This window comes from Streptococcus sp. HMSC067A03 (genome assembly GCF_001814295.1).
Taxonomy (GTDB): Bacteria; Bacillota; Bacilli; order Lactobacillales; family Streptococcaceae; genus Streptococcus; species Streptococcus constellatus.
Genome location: NZ_KV815639.1, coordinates 85,551 through 103,842 on the forward strand (window position 1 = coordinate 85,551; position 18,292 = coordinate 103,842).

The window sequence follows — 18,292 nt, forward strand, 5'->3', positions numbered from 1 at the left end:
CTCCACTAAATAATCAGTGTAAAAGAAATTTAATGAAATAGTTATCTGTGTAATACATTAGTGGAATTGTAATTTGGGTTGAAATGGTTTATAATAAAAAATAGCAAGTATATTAGGAGGTCCTCTAATGGAGAGAAAACTAAAAAAGTCAGTCGTTGCGACCGGTTTAGCTGCAACGACAATTATTTCGGGTAGTTTATCACATCAAGTAAGCGCCGAAGAAGTAAAACCACAATCTACTGAACCAAAGACATCTGAAAAAATTACCAAACCAGTTACAGAATCTGACGTTCAATCAGCAAAATTGGAAGCAAATGCTGCGAAAGTTCAGAAAGATACACAACAGAAAGTTGTAGATAAAGTAAAAGAGGATGTAAATACTTCAAAGGAAGCGGTCGTAAATAGACAGAAAGCCGTAGCAGATGCAGAAACAGAAAAAAATGCAGCAACTTCAGAAGTGATTGAAACTGCAAAAGAAAAAGTAAAAACAGCAGAGGACACTGTTGTAACAGAGGAGAAGAAGGTTCAAGAAGCAAAGTGTTCGGAAGAAAAGGCAAAAGAAGCTGTTAAAAATCAAGAAAATATTGTAGCGGGGCAGCAATCACTTGTTGATGTTGCACAACGTGAATTAGACACAGCTAAAGCTCCAGTTGCCAATGAGGAACACGATCTTAACCGCGCAAAAGAAGAAGAAAAACAAGCGGAAAAGAATTTGGCAGAAAAGCAAAAAAATCTTGCTAAAGTGAAAGAAGAAATCGCTAATCTTCCTAAAGAAATCAATGCAGCTACTGAACAAGTCAAGCAAAGTGAGCAAAAAGTTGCAGAAAATCAAGCGGCTATTGATCAAAAAGCTGCTGAAGTAACCCGCGCTGAACAATCAGTTGCTAATAGAAGAAATGTTGACTTGAGTAAAGCAACCTATGGTGAATTTTTGCAACATGCTAAAACAAATGGAGCCAACCAAGCGATTCGTAATGCAGCTGCTGAAGCTCTAGCGACTTATGAAAGAGCTAAACATGAAGACGGTATTACAGTTGGTTCTGATTCAACAAGTCCAGCAACTTTAGAAAATAATTTAAAAGCGATTGAATTGGTTAGGGCAATTAATGCTTACCGTAGACAAGCTGGATTAAAAGAACTGTTGATTGATCCTTACAAAAATCCAGCCAGCCAAGTCCAAACTCTTTATTTTAGAAGAGCAAATTGGCATATGGGCAAATATTTTGGCAATGAAAACGTGGCCATTAATAGCTCTGTAAGAGGAGCGGTTGACTACTGGTATAAAGAAAAAGCCTTATATATGGCTGAGGCAGCTAAGTATGGGCTAACAACAAATGAGCGAGACATTGATTCCAATAAAATTTATACTACTCTTTACAAGCGAGGTCAGCTTGATTTCTTCTACAAAGTTGGTCACTATCTTCAAATGATGGATAAAAACTTTAATTCGATTTCAGCAGCATATTGTAGTGATCCAAATCCATATAATAATTTATATGAAGTTGGTTTCCACACAGCATCTAATGAACGCTTCAATAACGGTACTCTTCTTAGCGCAGATGCTTATGAGCAAGCAATCCGTAATTTTGCTGGTGCTGCAAAAGCCGCAAATGCACAAGCGACAGCAGCCAAGAATCAATTAGGTGTGTTGCGAGCTCAAAGAACGGGTTATGTATCTACTTTAAATATCCAAAAGGCAAAATTAGCAGACCTTCAAAAATTAGCTGCGAATCGTTCGGCTGCTCTTGCTACTGCGAATGCTGGAGTGATTACAGCCGAAGCAGCTTTGACAAAAGCGAAACAAAATGTTGTGACAAAAGAAGCAGCTTTGAAGCGTGCAACTGCAGCTATTGCATCCAAGTTGGCGCCAAAACAAGCAGCGTTAGCAAAAGAACAAGGATTACTAGAAACCGCTAAAAATAAGTTAGCAGAACTAAAGAAAGCCTTAATTACAGCAGAATTGAATGTTGCTAAAGCAAAAGATGCTTTGCAAACTAGTCAAACTGCACTAAAAGTAGTACAAGATAACTTGGCAAAATTACAAAATGCACCACAAGCACTTGAAGCAGCTCAAAAGGCTTTTCAAGCTGCACAAGCTGATTATGCTGCTAAGGTTAAAATGTTAAATGAGGAAGAAACAAAACTGGCTATTTCTCGTTCAATTTATACCAAGTTACAAGAAAACTACGAACAATTGCAAAGTCAACTTCCTCCGAAGGCTCAAAAAGAAACAGGTGTAGAAGTACAAAGATTACACTTATCTAGAACTTACCAACCAAAACCATTGCTAGTTAGACAACAACAAAATAGCAGTCAAAAAGTTCTGCCTGCTACTGGTACCAAAACAAATCAGGTTGCTGCATTAGGACTGCTACTTGGTTTGGGAACTTTATCCAGTGCTCGCCATCGTAAAAGAAATAACGAAGATTAAATAGCTGAAGATTTTAGAAAAGTCTAATCTTTTGACCCAAAGACAAACAACTCTATTTTTAAGTGTTTGTCTTTTTTAGATTGAGAGATCAAAAGCTAACATTGAAGAATGAAAATGTTTGTAAATAAAATCAGGCTTGAGAAAGCGTAATTTTCATCTACTAAACTTCTCAAAATATCTATCGTTTTGAGAATTAGTGAAAAAATAGTATAATATTTTTACTGTACTAAGTACACGAAACTAACTAATTTTAAAGGAGTCTCTCATGCAAGTCATCAAACGTAATGGAGAAGTTACTGATTTTAATCCAGATAAAATTTATCAAGCTATTCTGAAAGCAGCACAAACAGTCTATGTCTTGACAGATGATCTACGTCAAAATTTAGCACTTGTAACCAAAAAGGTAGTGCTAGATTTGGAAGAAGCGAGGGTTGAGCGAGCTACTATTAGTATGATCCAATCTATGGTAGAAAATCGTCTGTTAGGTGCTGGTTATATTACGATTGCTGAGCATTACATTTCCTATCGCTTGCAACGTGATTTAGATCGGAACGGCTATGGCGATCATATCGCAGTTCATTTGCATTTTGAACAAATCCGATAAATTTGTAGCCTAGATTACAGAATGAGGTAGTTGTCAGATGCTCAATCAATTTTTTCGATTTCTCCAAAAAACAGACACATTCCACATTCTCATGGGACTTGACAAGTGTATTTCAATATGATAAAATTTAAAGGATTTTAAGCTTGAAGGGAGTGAAAAAAATGTCAAAAACAGTAGTACGTAAGAATGAATCCCTTGACGATGCTCTTCGTCGTTTTAAACGTGCGGTTACTAAAGCTGGTACTCTTCAAGAAACACGCAAACGTGAATTCTATGAAAAACCTTCTGTAAAACGCAAACGCAAATCAGAAGCAGCTCGTAAACGTAAAAAATTCTAATAATAGAAAAAGCAGGATTGAAATCCTGTTTTTTTGTTTCTATTTCAAAAGAAAAGAGTCTGAGATAAAAATTTTCTCAAACTCCTACAATGTTTTATTTTTCTCCCAAATCTCTATTTCTTTTCGAGCAAGGCTTTGATTTCTTGAAGAACTTCTAATTCAGTTGGTCCTGCGGATTCTTCAACAGTATCTTCTTTTTTAGTAAGGTTTTGTGCTTTTTCAACAGACTTAACGATGAAGAAGAGGACTGTTCCAATGACGAGGAAATTGATAATAGCACTCAAGAAACTGCCGTATGCAATTCCATTCCATTTTAGATCAGCAATTTGTTCTACACCAGCAGCTTTTATAGCTGGATTGAGAAACAAAGGAGTAATAACGTCTTCAATCAATGATTTGACGATGGCTCCAAAAGCATTAGCGATGACGACACCGACCGCTAGGTCAATCACGTTACCGCGAAGAAGAAAGTTTTTTAATTCCTTTAACATTTTCTTTTTCCTTTCAAAATACTAAACTATATTATATCTAAAAAAAGGGGAAAGTCAATAAAATGTCTAAAAAATATAGTGAATATTTTACTTTTTGGTAAATTTATTATAAAATGTAAGTTGTTATTCTATGATAAATTGGGGGTGTTGTCTATTGATTGATAAAGAAATCATTTCTGATATTAAAAATAGCGTCAATATCGTCGAAATCATAGGAGAAGTCGTTGCTCTAACAAAGGCCGGAAGGAATTATCTGGGGCTTTGTCCTTTTCATGGGGAAAAAACTCCATCATTCAATGTAGTAGAAGAAAAACAATTTTATCACTGTTTTGGCTGTGGGAAGTCAGGTGATGTCTTTAAATTTATTGAAGATTATCGCGGCGTTTCTTTTATGGACGCTGTACAAATTGTTGCCGATCGTGCAGGGTTTCCGTTAGAAATAGAGCATAGTAGAACAGAACAGTCAACTCATACTAATCCTCATCAAGCACTTTATGACATTCACACGGAAGCTGCAAGGTTTTATCATGCAGTATTGATGACAACAAAGATAGGAGAAGAAGCACGTTCTTATCTTTATGAGCGTGGCTTGACAGATGAGGTGATAAAGCATTTTCAAATCGGCTTAGCGCCTCATGAAAACAACTATCTTTATAGAAGTGTTAGTGGGAAATTTGACGAACACGTCATTATGAATTCAGGTTTATTTAACTTAGCTGATAATAATCTGGTTTATGATGCTTTTCAAAATCGGATTATGTTTCCGTTGACAAATGATGCAGGGCAAGTTATTGCTTTTTCGGGTCGTGTTTGGCAGGCTAATGATATAGAGCAGAAAGTTGCTAAATATAAAAATAGCCGCAGCACACCAATTTTCAATAAAAGTTATGAGTTGTATCATCTAGACAAAGCTAAAGCGACTATCAAGAGAAGTCATGAAGTTTACTTAATGGAAGGCTTTATGGATGTTATTGCAGCTTATCGCGCTGGAATTGAAAATGCTGTGGCTTCTATGGGGACAGCTTTGACGCATGAGCATGTAGAGCATCTTCGTAAGTTCACAAAGAAAGTCATTTTAACATACGATGGTGATAAAGCGGGACAGGCAGCAACACAAAAAGCACTGGATGAATTACATAATTTGTCAGTTGAAATTGTTAGGATTCCCGATAATATGGATCCAGATGAGTTTATCAAAAAAAATTCTGCTGACGATTTACAAAATTTACTTATCAAAACACGAATTAGTGATATAGAATTTCTTTTAAACTATCTGAAGCCAGATAATGTAGAAAACTTGCAAGCTCAGCTAGAATTTGTGGAGCGAATGTCGCCTTTGATTGCACAAGTCAAGTCGATTACTGCACAGAATTCATATATTTATATGTTAGCTGAGCTGTTACCTGATTTTGACTATCAGCAGGTGGAGCAAGCTGTTAATAATCATCGCCTGGTCAATAGAAAAGAACAGCAACAGCAAGTTCGTCAGCAGGTGACACGATTTGATATTCCAATAACGAAGCAAGTATCGCGATTGATTAAAGCTGAAAGTCATCTCTTGCAACGTATGATTGAGAATCCTGTCATCTTAAATGATTATCGTTTAAGAGAAGATTTTCATTTTGCAACAGCAGAATTGCAAACTTTGTATAATATTTTAAAAACGAATGGTGAAGTTACGCCACAAGATTTATCTGAACAAAATGACTCAGTACAGCAATCCTGGTATCGGGTTTTAGAAGAGAATCTGCCCAAAGAGGTATCTGAGCAGGAGCTAGTCGAAGTGGAACAGACTCGAGATAAAGAATTGCTTCGAAAAGAAAATCAATTGATTGGCAAAAAAGTTCGTGAAGCATCTCACAATGGTGATGCAGATACGGCATTAACAGAGTTAGAGCGATTTATTGCTCAAAAAAGGAGAATGGAGTAAGAATGGCTACAAAACAAAAAGAAGTAACAACTTTTGATGTTCAAGTTGCAGAATTTATTCGCAACCATAAAAAAACTGGTACAGCAACCGATGATGAGATCAATGATCAATTAGTCATTCCATTTACTTTAAATGCTGATGGTATTGAGGATCTTCTTCAACGAATTCAGGACGCAGGGATTGCTATTACGGATAAAGAGGGCAACCCAAGTGAACGGGTCTTAAATACAGAGGAAGAAGAAGCTGAATTAACAGATGAGGAGTTGCTTGGTAGCAATTCTGCTAAAGTAAACGACCCTGTCCGTATGTATTTAAAGGAAATTGGTGTTGTTCCGCTGTTGACCAATGAAGAAGAGCAAGAATTAGCTGTCCTCGTGGAACAAGGCGATTTAGAAGCCAAGCAACGTTTGGCGGAAGCTAATTTGCGGTTGGTCGTTTCCATCGCTAAGCGCTATGTTGGGCGTGGCATGCAGTTTCTTGACTTGATTCAAGAAGGAAATATGGGATTGATGAAAGCTGTTGATAAGTTTGACTATACTAAAGGTTTCAAATTTTCAACATATGCTACTTGGTGGATTCGTCAAGCGATTACTCGTGCGATTGCCGATCAAGCTCGTACAATTCGAATTCCGGTTCATATGGTCGAAACAATCAATAAATTAGTACGGGAACAACGCAATCTTTTGCAGGAATTGGGGCAAGATCCAACGCCAGAGCAAATTGCAGAGCGGATGGACATGACGCCTGATAAAGTCCGTGAAATTTTGAAGATTGCACAAGAACCTGTTTCTCTTGAAACACCAATTGGAGAGGAAGATGATAGTCATTTGGGTGATTTCATTGAGGATGAGGTTATTGAAAATCCAGTTGATTATACAACGCGTATCGTTTTGCGTGAGCAATTAGATGAAGTTCTTGATACATTAACAGACCGTGAAGAAAATGTGCTGCGTCTGCGTTTTGGGCTAGATGATGGGAAAATGCGTACACTGGAAGATGTTGGAAAAGTATTTAACGTAACTCGTGAACGGATTCGACAAATTGAGGCTAAAGCCCTGCGCAAATTGCGTCATCCAAGTCGTAGCAAACCGCTTCGTGACTTTATTGAGGATTAGTAGATAAAAGGAGACACCATGACATACACAAATGAACAAATTGATGATATTAAAAATCGTATCTTGGAAAGTTTGGAACAAGTTATTGATCCTGAATTAGGAATTGATATTGTTAATCTTGGTTTGGTCTATGAAATTCGTTTCAATGACGAAAATGGTGAAACGCAGATTGATATGACTTTAACTACTATGGGATGTCCGTTGGCTGATTTCTTGACTGATCAAATCCGTGACGTGATGACCGATGTGCCAGAAGTTAGCAAAGTAGACGTGAGATTAGTATGGTATCCGGCATGGACTGTAGATAAAATGAGTCGCTATGCACGTATTGCTTTAGGAATTAAATAAAGCAAAAAAAGCAGTGCAATCTATTTTGTTGTGCTGCTTTTAATTTTAATCTAAATATTCAGAATTCATAAAATATTTAAAATTATATCGGAATTTTTTGAATTATAAAAAATGAATCTATCAAAATTTTTAAGGAGATAAGATGATAAAAAAAGGAGCATTAACAGGATTACTCTTATTCGGAATATTTTTCGGCGCAGGTAATTTAATTTTTCCGCCAACTTTAGGAGCTATGTCAGGTAAGAATTTTTGGCCAGCAATTTCTGGATTTGTACTTTCGGGAGTTGGAATTGCTATTTTGACATTGATTATTGGTGCATTAAATCCAAAAGGTTATGTTTATGAGATTTCTAAAAAGATTTCTCCGTGGTTTGCAACGAGTTACTTAGTGGCTCTTTATTTAGCAATTGGTCCTTTTTTTGCCATACCACGGACAGCAACTACCTCCTATGAAGTTGGGATCGCACCATTGCTTCCGAGTAATATGACTGGTTTGGGACTCATTATTTTTACAATTTTATATTTTGTATCTGCTTATCTGATTTCATTAAATCCTTCTAAAATTTTGTATCGGATTGGTCGTATTTTGACCCCTGTCTTTGCCATCTTGATTATCATTTTAATCATTTTAGGAGTCATTAAATATGGGGCTACCGTACCACAAATAGCTAGTGCAGAATACGCAAAGGCAGCTTTTGGATCCGGCTTTCTTGAAGGGTATAATACGCTTGACGCACTTGCTTCTGTTGCCTTTAGTGTTATTGCTGTCCAAACATTGAACCAACTTGGTTTTGCCAATAAAAAAGAATATATTTCGACTATTTGGATTGTTGGAGTGGTGGTGGCACTTGGGTTTAGTGCGTTGTATATTGGATTGGCTTTCTTAGGGAATCATTTCCCGATTCCTGCTGATGTAATGGCGTCTGATGCCAATAAAGGGGTCTATGTCTTGTCCAGAGCTACACAGGCTATTTTTGGATCAACAGCGCAAATTTTCCTTGCTGTAATGGTGATAGTGACTTGTTTTACCACAACGGTCGGTTTGATTGTTTCAACATCTGAATTTTTCAATAAAACGTTTCCTGCGATTGCTTACAAAACTTATGCGACAGTCTTTACATTGATTGGATTTGCAATTGCAAATCTTGGCTTGGAAACAATTATTCAGTATTCTGTGCCAGTTTTACAAATTCTTTATCCAATTACTATTGCAATCGTAATGATTGTGATGGTCAATAAATTTGTTGCCTTATCTAAAGTAGGGATGCAATTGACAGTAGCCGTTGTGACAACTATCGCCTTTGCAAGTATTATTGGACAACAATTTAAATTAACTGCTCTTATAAGTATAATCAACATCCTACCACTTGCACAAGCATCTATTCCTTGGTTATTACCAACAGTTATTGGAATTATAATCTCTTTGTTTTTACCGAACAAGCAAAAAAGCGATACTTTTGAAATGGAATAATCTCAAGAAGTCTATCACGAAAGTGGTAGATTTTTTTATGACCATATTAAATTCAAGTTTTTTCAAATCGTCGTCTCTATTTTTTTTTGCTCATCACATATATACTAGCTATATAAAGAAAATTAGTAAGGAGAAAAGGTATGGCATCAACCGTATTTTCAATTTCTGTATTTTTGGCCGGTATCTTATCTTTCTTCTCGCCGTGTATTTTACCTCTCTTACCGGTGTATGTTGGAATTTTGTTAGATACAGATGAGCCGAGGACAGTGACTGTTTTGGGAAAGAAAATCTCTTGGTATGGCATTGTAAAAACACTATTTTTCATTGCTGGTTTATCAGTTGTATTTCTAATTCTTGGATATGGAGCAGGATTTTTAGGAAAAATCTTGAACGCTGATTGGTTTCGTTATGTACTGGGGGCTATTGTCATTCTACTTGGTATTCATCAAATGGAGTTGATAAATTTCAAGGTATTACAACGACAAAAAAGTCTCCAATTAAAGCAAAATAAGAATAGGAATGATTTTTACAATGCTTTCTTATTAGGTGTAACTTTTAGTTTTGGTTGGACACCTTGTGTTGGCCCAGTCCTTAGTTCAGTATTAGCTATTGCTGCTTCTGGTGGAAATGGAGCTTGGCAAGGTGGATTGCTCATGTTGGTTTATACCCTAGGATTAGCTATCCCATTTCTTATTTTAGCTTTTGCTTCTTCAATTGTATTGCGCCATTTTGGGAAAATTAAACCTTATATGAGCACATTGAAGAAGATTGGAGGGGCTCTCATTATTTTAATGGGAATCTTACTCATGCTAGGAAATTTCAACGTTCTGGCTTCAATATTTGGTGGATAAAAAAGGAGGAAATCCCATGAAAAAATCAATGTTAGTTGTTACGAGTTTGTTATGTGCTACTTTTTTAGGTGCATGTGCAAATCAAAAAACAAATTCTTCAGCAAATGATACAAATAAAGCTGAACAAGGACAAGTAGCTAACAAGAACAATGAGGTTACTGCTACAAAAGCAAATCAAGGAGAAGCTGTTCCTGATTTTAATCTAAAAGGAGTCGATGGCAAGACTTATAAACTATCAGATTTTAAAGGAAAAAAAGTTTATTTGAAATTCTGGGCATCATGGTGCTCAATCTGTCTATCCACGCTGAAACACACGGATGAATTGGCGAAAGAAAATGGCAAAGACTACGTTATTTTATCAGTCGTTTCTCCAGGTCATAAGGGTGAAAAATCAGAAGCAGATTTCAAAAAGTGGTATTCAAAACTAGATTATAAAAACTTACCTGTTTTGATTGATTCAAGCGGAAAATTACTAGAGCAATATGGAGTTCGTTCTTATCCAACAGCCGCATTTATTGATAGTAATGGAAAATTAGTTAAAACTCGTCCAGGTTTTATCAAAAAGTCTGAAATTGAATCAACTCTGAAAAGTATTAAATAGGAGGTAATGACAATGGATCACAAAATGAAATTGCTTTTACTCCTCGGATCCATTTTACTTATCCTTGGTACAATTGTTTTGGGTGGGCGTTTTATGACAACGAAGTCTTCTATTGACAAAATAAAAGAAGCGTCCGTTAGCCAAACGACACCCGTCAACAACAAGAAACCTGATTTGAAAAATGCTAATTTAAAACATATTTATCTTGCAGGTGGCTGTTTCTGGGGGGTGGAAGAATATTTCTCTCGTGTAAATGGTGTAATAGATGCAGTCTCTGGCTATGCGAACGGAAATAGCGAAACAACGAATTATGAATTAATCTCACAAACTAAACACGCTGAAACGGTTCATGTGACTTATGATGCCAATAAAATTTCTTTAAGAGAAATCTTGCTGCATTACTTTAGAATTATCGATCCAACCAGCAAAAATAAACAAGGAAATGACCGTGGCGTACAATATCGCACAGGAGTATATTACAAAGATCAAGCTGATGTTGAAACGATTAACAAGGTTTTTGAAGAACAAAGCAAAAAATTTAAAACAGCTTTGGCGGTTGAAAAAGAACCGCTCAAACATTTTATCAAAGCTGAAGAATACCATCAAGATTATTTGAAGAAAAATCCAAACGGATATTGTCATATCAATGTTAAACAGGCTGCCTATCCAGTCATTGATGCTTCTAAATATAAAAAACCGTCAGATGCTGAAATTAAGAAAAAACTGACAGAGGAAGAGTATGCAGTGACTCAAAAAGATGATACAGAGCGCGCTTTTTCAAATCGTTATTGGGATAAATTTGATGCAGGAATCTATGTCGATGTTGTAACAGGTGAGCCATTATTCTCATCAAAAGATAAATTTGAATCAGGCTGTGGCTGGCCAAGCTTTACACGTCCGATTAGCCCGGATGTCGCAAACTATAAAGAAGACCATAGCTTTAATATGACTCGGACAGAAGTGCGAAGTCGCGTTGGAAATTCCCATCTGGGGCATGTTTTTACAGATGGTCCTAAAGATAAAGGTGGACTTCGTTATTGTATTAATAGCTTGTCTATCAAGTTTATTCCTAAAGACCAAATGGAAAGCAAAGGTTATGGATATTTATTGAACTATGTCTAACAGCATTTTAAGAAAAAATTTGCTATAATGAGTTTAGTAAATGGTAGGAGCGCGCTCGTGTATTCAATTATGATTGTAGAAGATGAATACCTTGTTCGACAAGGTATTTCGTCTTTAGTAAACTTTAAAAAATTTAACATGCAAGTGATAGGTGAGGCTGAAAATGGTTTAGAGGCTTGGGAAAAAATTCAAGCAGAATGCCCAGATATTATCCTGACTGATATTAATATGCCTAAGATGAATGGTATTAAATTAGCCCAATTAGCAAGAGAACAGTATCCGCAATTACATATTATTTTTCTGACGGGGTATGACGATTTTGATTATGCTCTTTCGGCTGTTAAATTGGGTGCAGATGATTATTTGCTGAAGCCATTTTCGAGAGAAGATGTTGAAGCTATGTTGATAAAAGTAAAAGAAAAATTGGATAAGGAAAGGAAACAGCAACAAGTGCATGAGTTAGTGGAGAAAGCAGAGTTTTCGGACTTGGAGCAAGCGATTCATGACCGATTAGCTGACACAGAATTATCCTTGAAATCTTTATCATTTCAATTGGGCTTTAATTCTTCCTATTTAAGTGTATTGATTAAAAAAGAGCTAGGCTTGCCATTCCAAGATTATTTAATTCAAGAGCGAATGAAAAAAGCAAAGTTGCTATTGCTAACGACGGATTTAAAAGTATACGAAGTAGCAGAGCAAGTCGGCTTTGAGGATATGAATTATTTTTCTCAACGCTTTAAGCAAATCGTTGGAGTGACACCTCGGCAATTTAAAAAAGGAGACAGTAAATGAAACGTTATTCGCTGCTGATTCAGTTAGTGATTTATGTTTTTGTGATGATATTAGTTCTTTTAGGAATTGTTGGAGGGTTGTACTATCAAACTAGCTCGGCGGCTATTCGACAAACGACGGAGCAAACGACGCGTAATACCATTCAACAAAGTGGACAATTTATCACTTCTTATTTACAAAAGCTAAAAGAAACTACCAGCAGTTTAGCTGAAAGCGATAAAGTAAAAGCGTATGCTCAAAAGCCCGATGCGGATAATGCTGAACAGCTTAGTCAGTTGATGGGAATGATTTTAAAGACAGATTCAGATTTGGTATCCGCTGTTTTGGTAGCAAAAAATGGCAATCTCATTTCAACTGATCCCAATTTAACAGTGAAAACATCTAATGATATGATGCAAGAAAGTTGGTATCAGGATGCCATTCACAAAGGGACTATGCCTGTCTTAACACCAGCGCGCAAAACTGTTGATAAGGTAGAAGCTGCTGAAAAATGGGTTGTGTCCATTACACAAGAAGTAGTAGATAAAGACGGGAAGAATTTGGGCGTTATTCGGCTTGACATTGGTTATAAGACATTGGAAGCTTACCTGGACCGATTACAATTAGGAAAAGAGGGTTTTACTTTCATTGTGAATGACAAACATGATTTTGTCTATCACCCAAAGAAAACAGTTTACTCGTCCGCTACTGAAATGCGCGCGATGGCGCCCTATATTGCTGCAAAAAATGGTTATGTAAAATCAAAGCAAGCCTACGTATCTCAGTACCAAATTCCACATAGTGACTGGACCTTGATTGGTGTGTCTTCTATGGAGCAACTGCATGCTGTGCAAAAACAAATTCTTTGGTCTTTTATCGGAACAGGATTATTAGCTTTAGGTATTTGTCTTATTGGCATTTGGTTTATCTTGCGTTTATGGATTAAGCCCTTGCATGAGTTGCAAGAGACCATTTTAGCTATCGGATCTGGGAATGCGCACTTGCGAGCTGTTGAAAAAGGATCCCCTGAATTGATTGATTTGGCCAAGCAGTTTAATACAATGCTCAATCAGATTGATAAATTGATGATGGCTGTAAAAGAAGAAGAACAAAATGTCAGAAAATATGAATTGCAGGCACTTTCCAGTCAAATTAACCCTCATTTTTTGTACAATACATTAGATACCATTGTTTGGATGGCAGAATTTAATGATAGCAAACGTGTTGTAGAAGTCACAAAATCACTGGCTAAGTATTTCCGTTTGGCACTTAATCAAGGTCATGAACAAATTTCTCTCAAGGATGAAATTGATCATGTTCGGCAATATTTGTTCATTCAAAAACAGCGGTATGGAGAGAAATTACAGTATGAAATTGAAGAGTTAAGTGCTTATGATAATTATCAGATTCCAAAATTAATTTTGCAGCCTTTGGTTGAAAACGCGATTTATCATGGTATCAAGGAAATGAATCGTCAAGGGATGATTCGAGTTAGTGTTTATGAAAATAGTCATCAACTAATTCTTTCCATTTACGATAATGGCCGAGGATTTGTCACTCATGATACAGCTGATACCCTCCTGATGCACCTAGGTGGTGTCGGTTTGAAGAATGTTAATCAGCGTTTACAATTACAATTTGGTAAATCCTATCACATGGAAATTAAATCTGAAGAAAATACTTATACGGAGATTCGTCTCTATTTTCCAAAGACAAATAAAACCAACTGATGAAAGATTTCAGTTGGTTTTTAATATTTAATTCCCAACACTGGAGAATTTTTTCATGCCGTATTTGAATAGAGCGTAGTTGATAGTAAAAATAACAAGTAGGACTAAAGGAAGTAGCAAACCAATCCAGCTTAGATTTAAAAAATAAAGAGCTGGAAAAAAAGAAGTAAAAGCATAAGGAAATACAAAAATTAGTATCAATTGGATAAAGGTTGGGTAAATTTTGATAGGGTATTGTGCCATTTGATTGAGGGAGAAAATCCCCATTGTGATAGGGAAAGATTCGACAATCCAAAAAGCAAGAGCAGTAGGTCCTAATTGAATAGCAGCATATAGTAAACCAATACAAATACAGATAAAGACAAAGAGAAGTAGATGAAAAATGTTCCAGTGCAGTCCGAGTAAATGATAGGCTTGATAAGTTGCAATAGCTCCCATCAGTGTTGTGCCAAATCCTTGTAGCTGCACGCGTTCACAAATTAGCTGAAAAAGAGGATTGATGGGCATGATAAGCAGGCGTTCAAACTCACCTTTGCGAATATAGCGGCTTCCAAACATCCAAAGATTGTCAAAGAAAATCAGGTGAACTGAACGTCCGATAGTTGCCATTCCATAAATAAATAGCATTTGTCCATAGTTGAATCCAGCAATTTCCTTGATATTTGCAAATAATACATTTAAAAAGATTAAATAAACAATCTGTTCAATCAAAGAAGAAATAAGTCCAATAAAGAAGTCCATCCTATAAGACATACTAGCAATCAAGTAAGCTTTGAGGTTATAAAAATAAATGCTGATGTATTTCATCTTCAACCTCCTAAAATAACTAAACGACGTTTAGCTTGATACCAAAGAAAAGTAATGAAAGCTGAAAGTATCGGAATCCAAGCCAATTGAATCCAGAAGAGTTCAAAATTAACCTGTCTTTTCAAAAGGATATTGACCGGAAAATTAACAGCAAAGCTATAAGGTAATAGTTTCAAAATGTTTGCAATATTTTCTGGATAAAAACTTAGTGGCAAAAGCGCTCCTGAAGCGAGTGAAAAAAGCCCGTTTCTGAGAATCAAAATTCCCCAAGTATTTGCCGTGAAGAAGGCTGTTAAGCTAAATCCTAAATCTAACAGGAGGATGATAAACATTCCTAATAAACTAGAAAATAGGAAAAGCAATCCTGTCTGCCAATTTGGAAGATAAATCTGTCCTTGAAGCAAAGGGATAACTAATAAAATTGGAATGAATTTGACAATTTCAACGATTTTGACAGCAAAGTCTTGGAAAAAGAGAGAAGTAATGAGGGAATAAGGATAGAGTAGCTCGCCAGTAATATTCCCATCAACAATCATTATAGACAAATCCCGTCCAATGCTGAAACTATTTAGATTTCCCAGTAGATTTGCAAAGATAATATAGGTTGTGAACGTTTCTAAAGTATAACCATTAACGTGAGATTGGGTGAAAAAAATGGTTTTCCAAACAAAAATAGAGACAAGAACTTGTATGAAAGTACGAATCAGAGTTGCAACAAAGAAAGATTTATATTGAAGTTGCGTAATAAGAGCTAATCGTGTGATATGAATATATTTACTCATCAAGCCCCTCCTCATAAATTTGTTTGACGATATTTTCAATTGTCAATTCTTTGATAGCTAGGTCTTCGATTGAATAATGATCAAAAATCTGATTAATAACTTGGGCACTAGTATAAATATCTGTCTGATAGTGAATATTGAAATGATAAGAGTCAATTTTCTCAAAACGAAAACCATTGATTTGGAATAGCTCTTCTATTGGCGTTTGCGTTTTGAAAGAAATGGTTTTAATTGTTGAAAACTTTTCTCTTAATTGCGTCAGACTTCCGTCATAAACCTTTTTGCCCTTATCAATAATGAAAATTCGTTCGCAGAGCGACTCAATATCCTGCATATCATGAGACGTAATGAGGAAAGTTGTCTGATACTCTTTATTCATAAAGCGAATGAAAGAGCGGATGGTTTCTTTTACACTGGCATCAAGACCGATTGTAGGTTCATCCAAGAAAACAACGGCAGGTTGATGAATGAATATAGCAGCAAATTCGCAGCGAACTCGTTGCCCGAGCGAAAGATTACGAACAGGCTGGTGAATAAAATCTCCTAGCTGCAACAGGTCGATTAATTGCTCCAAGCGTTCCTCAAAAACTTTATCAGGAACGTCATAGATCTTCGCATGCAAAATAAAAGATTCCAGCACAGGAATATCCCAACGTAAATGTGATTTTTGTCCGAACAAAACGCCAATTTGCTTATTGACTGTTGTGCGATGTTTCTGTGGGGTAAGTCCATTAATTTTAACACTGCCTCGATCTGGATAAAGAACACCCGTCAGCATTTTTATAGTCGTGGATTTTCCGCTTCCATTCGAACCAATATAACCAATAATTTCACCTTTTTGAACCGTTAATGAAATATTCTGTACAGCGTGAATTTGTTTTTTCTTGGGGTGAAAAAAGGCTTTGATAGAACCTTTAAGGCCTAATTCTTTCTCGACAATACTATATGTTTTATATAATTGATTTGCTTCAATCATCATTATCTCCTTGTGGCAGAAAACGTTTGCGTATATTCATTATAACAAGTTCACGAAATCTGCGCAAGTGAATCTTATAGAATGATCTTTTGCACAGAAAAAGGATGAGACAAGATTTCTCAACCTTTTCTTTAGATCAATGACTGGAAGCAGCAGAAGTAGCATCTCCTTCACCCGCACCGTCACTGTGGCTACCTGCATCTGAAGCGCCAGAAGTAGTGTCGACACTGGCTTGACCACCTACAAGATGTCATCAATACCTTTTATTATATCTTTATTGTAACAGATAAATAGTACTTTCATAAAGTTTTTCTAAATAATTTTATGATAATGACAAAGGAACTATCTACCTCAAACAGAATAATACCGTCTGGAGGGAGCTTACATACATTGAGATTAGAAATGAAATCATTCATGAAAAGTTCTATTAAATTGATAAGAAATGTAATATTTTTCAGTTTTATGAACAAATATATTGTAAACGTTCACACGAGATGTTATAATAAGTCTGTAAATTAAAATTAAGGTAGGAATTGCTCTATGAGTAAAATTGTCGTTATCGGTGCCAATCATGCCGGCACAGCTTGTATCAATACGATGCTTGACAACTTTGGAAATGAGAATGAAATTGTTGTGTTTGATCAAAATTCAAATATTTCATTTTTAGGATGTGGAATGGCACTTTGGATTGGAAAACAAATTGATGGTCCAGAAGGTTTGTTCTATTCAGATAAAGAAAAGCTTGAAGCTAAAGGTGCTAAAGTTTATATGGAAAGTCCTGTTTTGTCCGTTGATTACGACAAAAAAGAAGTGACTGCACTTGTAAATGGGCAAAAGCATGTAGAATCTTATGAAAAATTGATTTTTGCAACAGGTTCACAACCGATTATTCCAGCAATAAAAGGCGTAGAAATTGTTGAAGGTAATCGCGAATTTAAAGCAACTCTTGAAAATATTCAATTTGTAAAATTGTATCAAAATTCTGCCGAAGTGATTGAAAAGCTGAAAAACAACGAAGGTATTAATCGTGTTGCTGTTGTGGGAGCTGGTTACATTGGTGTTGAACTGGCAGAAGCTTTCGAACGTCTCGGAAAAGAAGTGACCTTGATTGATGTGGCAGACACTTGTCTTGCTGGTTACTACGATCGTGAATTGTCTGACTTGATGAGTAAAAACTTGGCAGATCATGGCATTAAACTTGCCTATGGTCAAACTGTGCAAGCGGTTGAAGGTGAAGGCAAAGTTGAACGGATTGTAACGGATAAAGAAACGTTTGATGTTGACATGGTCATTATGGCTGTTGGCTTCCGTCCAAACACGGCTCTTGGCGCTGGCAAAATTAAGCTTTTCCATAATGGTGCTTTCCTTGTTGATAAAAAACAAGAAACAAGCATTCCAGGAGTTTATGCAGTTGGTGACTGTGCAACGATTTATGACAATGCTCTAGATGATATGAGTTATATCGCCCTTGCTTCAAATGCTGTTCGTTCAGGTATTGTCGGAGCTTACAACGCTACTGGTCATGAGTTAGAAGGCATTGGTGTGCAAGGTTCAAACGGTATCAACATTTACGACCTTAAAATGGTTTCAACTGGTTTGACCTTAGAAAAAGCAAAAGCTGCTGGTTACAATGCCGTCGAAACTGGCTTTAACGACCTTCAAAAGCCAGAATTTATCAAACACGATAACCATGAAGTGGCTATTCGTATCGTATTCGATAAAGATACACGTGTCATTCTTGGAGCACAAATGGCTTCACACGAAGATATTTCAATGGGTATTCATCTCTTCTCACTTGCAATCCAAGAAAAAGTGACTATTGATAAATTAGCGTTGACAGATATTTTCTTCCTGCCACACTTTAACAAGCCTTATAACTACATTACAATGGCAGCTTTAACAGCTGAAAAATAAGGATAAGATA

Annotated in this window: 17 protein-coding genes; 13 read left to right on the forward strand and 4 right to left on the reverse strand. The window is 36.2% G+C overall.

Features of this window, described 5'->3' with window-relative positions; translation table 11 throughout:
* The first annotated feature begins 127 nt into the window (after positions 1–127).
* From HMPREF2963_RS00440 to rpsU, 3 genes are all read left to right on the forward strand, one after another.
* Positions 128–2,431 carry a CAP domain-containing protein gene (locus tag HMPREF2963_RS00440; protein ID WP_003069170.1) on the forward strand — a complete coding sequence of 768 codons (2,304 nt, stop codon included), beginning with the start codon at positions 128–130 and terminating at the stop codon, positions 2,429–2,431.
* 265 nt (positions 2,432–2,696) lie between these two features.
* Positions 2,697–3,035 carry an ATP cone domain-containing protein gene (locus HMPREF2963_RS00445; RefSeq protein ID WP_003069168.1) on the forward strand — a complete coding sequence of 113 codons (339 nt, stop codon included), beginning with the start codon at positions 2,697–2,699 and terminating at the stop codon, positions 3,033–3,035.
* Positions 3,036–3,196: 161 nt separating this feature from the next.
* Complete coding sequence (gene rpsU / locus HMPREF2963_RS00450; protein ID WP_000048054.1) at positions 3,197–3,373, forward strand: 30S ribosomal protein S21; 177 nt, start codon at positions 3,197–3,199, stop codon at positions 3,371–3,373.
* Positions 3,374–3,486: 113 nt separating this feature from the next.
* On the opposite strand, the gene mscL is transcribed toward rpsU, so the two are convergent.
* Positions 3,487–3,864, reverse strand: a complete 378-nt coding sequence (gene mscL / locus HMPREF2963_RS00455; RefSeq protein WP_070667969.1) for a large conductance mechanosensitive channel protein MscL — start codon at positions 3,862–3,864, stop codon at positions 3,487–3,489.
* A 154-nt stretch (positions 3,865–4,018) separates the two neighbouring features.
* On the opposite strand from mscL, the gene dnaG reads away from it, so the two are divergent.
* The 9 genes from dnaG (at position 4,019) to HMPREF2963_RS00500 (ending at position 13,803) form a co-directional block, all read left to right on the forward strand.
* Positions 4,019–5,794: a DNA primase gene (gene dnaG / locus HMPREF2963_RS00460; RefSeq protein WP_315968410.1), complete on the forward strand. Its 1,776-nt coding sequence runs from the start codon at positions 4,019–4,021 to the stop codon at positions 5,792–5,794.
* Between the two features lie 2 nt (positions 5,795–5,796).
* The gene (gene rpoD / locus HMPREF2963_RS00465; protein ID WP_003031450.1) at positions 5,797–6,909 is read left to right on the forward strand and encodes an RNA polymerase sigma factor RpoD; all 1,113 of its coding nucleotides are present in this window, start codon (positions 5,797–5,799) and stop codon (positions 6,907–6,909) included.
* An 18-nt stretch (positions 6,910–6,927) separates the two neighbouring features.
* Entirely contained in the window at positions 6,928–7,257 is a 330-nt protein-coding gene (locus HMPREF2963_RS00470) for a metal-sulfur cluster assembly factor (protein ID WP_003069160.1), read from the forward strand.
* A gap of 142 nt (positions 7,258–7,399) precedes the next feature.
* Positions 7,400–8,728, forward strand: coding sequence for a branched-chain amino acid transport system II carrier protein (gene brnQ / locus HMPREF2963_RS00475; RefSeq protein ID WP_070667973.1), 1,329 nt, complete (start codon positions 7,400–7,402; stop codon positions 8,726–8,728).
* A 140-nt stretch (positions 8,729–8,868) separates the two neighbouring features.
* A complete protein-coding gene (gene ccdA2, locus HMPREF2963_RS00480; protein WP_003069152.1) occupies positions 8,869–9,579 on the forward strand; it encodes a thiol-disulfide oxidoreductase-associated membrane protein CcdA2 in 711 nt (236 codons plus the stop codon).
* A 16-nt stretch (positions 9,580–9,595) separates the two neighbouring features.
* Positions 9,596–10,180, forward strand: a complete 585-nt coding sequence (locus HMPREF2963_RS00485) for a redoxin family protein (RefSeq protein ID WP_003069149.1) — start codon at positions 9,596–9,598, stop codon at positions 10,178–10,180.
* 12 nt (positions 10,181–10,192) lie between these two features.
* Positions 10,193–11,302 carry a peptide-methionine (R)-S-oxide reductase MsrB gene (gene msrB / locus HMPREF2963_RS00490; protein ID WP_070667975.1) on the forward strand — a complete coding sequence of 370 codons (1,110 nt, stop codon included), beginning with the start codon at positions 10,193–10,195 and terminating at the stop codon, positions 11,300–11,302.
* 57 nt (positions 11,303–11,359) lie between these two features.
* Positions 11,360–12,094: a response regulator transcription factor gene (locus HMPREF2963_RS00495; protein ID WP_070667977.1), complete on the forward strand. Its 735-nt coding sequence runs from the start codon at positions 11,360–11,362 to the stop codon at positions 12,092–12,094.
* On the forward strand, positions 12,091–13,803 hold the full coding sequence (locus tag HMPREF2963_RS00500) for a cache domain-containing sensor histidine kinase (protein WP_070667980.1): 1,713 nt from the start codon (positions 12,091–12,093) through the stop codon (positions 13,801–13,803). The genes HMPREF2963_RS00495 and HMPREF2963_RS00500 overlap by 4 nt, the downstream gene beginning before the upstream one ends.
* A 27-nt stretch (positions 13,804–13,830) precedes the next feature.
* Here the strand turns inward: HMPREF2963_RS00500 and HMPREF2963_RS00505 are convergent, their stop codons facing one another.
* The 3 genes from HMPREF2963_RS00505 to HMPREF2963_RS00515 are packed head-to-tail and all read right to left on the reverse strand — an operon-like array spanning position 13,831 to position 16,368.
* On the reverse strand, positions 13,831–14,610 hold the full coding sequence (locus HMPREF2963_RS00505) for an ABC transporter permease (protein WP_037619524.1): 780 nt from the start codon (positions 14,608–14,610) through the stop codon (positions 13,831–13,833).
* 2 nt (positions 14,611–14,612) lie between these two features.
* Positions 14,613–15,392, reverse strand: a complete 780-nt coding sequence (locus HMPREF2963_RS00510; RefSeq protein ID WP_070667982.1) for an ABC transporter permease — start codon at positions 15,390–15,392, stop codon at positions 14,613–14,615.
* The gene (locus tag HMPREF2963_RS00515; protein ID WP_070667984.1) at positions 15,385–16,368 is read right to left on the reverse strand and encodes an ABC transporter ATP-binding protein; all 984 of its coding nucleotides are present in this window, start codon (positions 16,366–16,368) and stop codon (positions 15,385–15,387) included. Before HMPREF2963_RS00515 ends, HMPREF2963_RS00510 begins: the two co-directional genes overlap by 8 nt.
* Positions 16,369–16,908: 540 nt before the next feature.
* Between HMPREF2963_RS00515 and nox the strand changes: the two genes are divergently transcribed.
* Entirely contained in the window at positions 16,909–18,282 is a 1,374-nt protein-coding gene (gene nox, locus HMPREF2963_RS00520) for a H2O-forming NADH oxidase (protein ID WP_037597045.1), read from the forward strand.
* Positions 18,283–18,292 lie beyond the last annotated feature (10 nt).

What these genes read in the sequence shown, in the direction of transcription:
- nox (WP_037597045.1), top strand. Translation starts at nt 16,909, where the DNA reads ATGAGTAAAATTGTCGTTATCGGTGCCAATCATGCCGGCACAGCTTGT.
- HMPREF2963_RS00510 (WP_070667982.1), bottom strand. Translation starts at nt 15,392, where the DNA reads ATGAGTAAATATATTCATATCACACGATTAGCTCTTATTACGCAACTT.
- rpoD (WP_003031450.1), top strand. Translation starts at nt 5,797, where the DNA reads ATGGCTACAAAACAAAAAGAAGTAACAACTTTTGATGTTCAAGTTGCA.
- rpsU (WP_000048054.1), top strand. Translation starts at nt 3,197, where the DNA reads ATGTCAAAAACAGTAGTACGTAAGAATGAATCCCTTGACGATGCTCTT.
- HMPREF2963_RS00515 (WP_070667984.1), bottom strand. Translation starts at nt 16,368, where the DNA reads ATGATTGAAGCAAATCAATTATATAAAACATATAGTATTGTCGAGAAA.
- brnQ (WP_070667973.1), top strand. Translation starts at nt 7,400, where the DNA reads ATGATAAAAAAAGGAGCATTAACAGGATTACTCTTATTCGGAATATTT.
- msrB (WP_070667975.1), top strand. Translation starts at nt 10,193, where the DNA reads ATGGATCACAAAATGAAATTGCTTTTACTCCTCGGATCCATTTTACTT.
- HMPREF2963_RS00485 (WP_003069149.1), top strand. Translation starts at nt 9,596, where the DNA reads ATGAAAAAATCAATGTTAGTTGTTACGAGTTTGTTATGTGCTACTTTT.
- HMPREF2963_RS00505 (WP_037619524.1), bottom strand. Translation starts at nt 14,610, where the DNA reads ATGAAATACATCAGCATTTATTTTTATAACCTCAAAGCTTACTTGATT.
- ccdA2 (WP_003069152.1), top strand. Translation starts at nt 8,869, where the DNA reads ATGGCATCAACCGTATTTTCAATTTCTGTATTTTTGGCCGGTATCTTA.
- HMPREF2963_RS00440 (WP_003069170.1), top strand. Translation starts at nt 128, where the DNA reads ATGGAGAGAAAACTAAAAAAGTCAGTCGTTGCGACCGGTTTAGCTGCA.
- HMPREF2963_RS00445 (WP_003069168.1), top strand. Translation starts at nt 2,697, where the DNA reads ATGCAAGTCATCAAACGTAATGGAGAAGTTACTGATTTTAATCCAGAT.
- mscL (WP_070667969.1), bottom strand. Translation starts at nt 3,864, where the DNA reads ATGTTAAAGGAATTAAAAAACTTTCTTCTTCGCGGTAACGTGATTGAC.
- HMPREF2963_RS00500 (WP_070667980.1), top strand. Translation starts at nt 12,091, where the DNA reads ATGAAACGTTATTCGCTGCTGATTCAGTTAGTGATTTATGTTTTTGTG.
- HMPREF2963_RS00470 (WP_003069160.1), top strand. Translation starts at nt 6,928, where the DNA reads ATGACATACACAAATGAACAAATTGATGATATTAAAAATCGTATCTTG.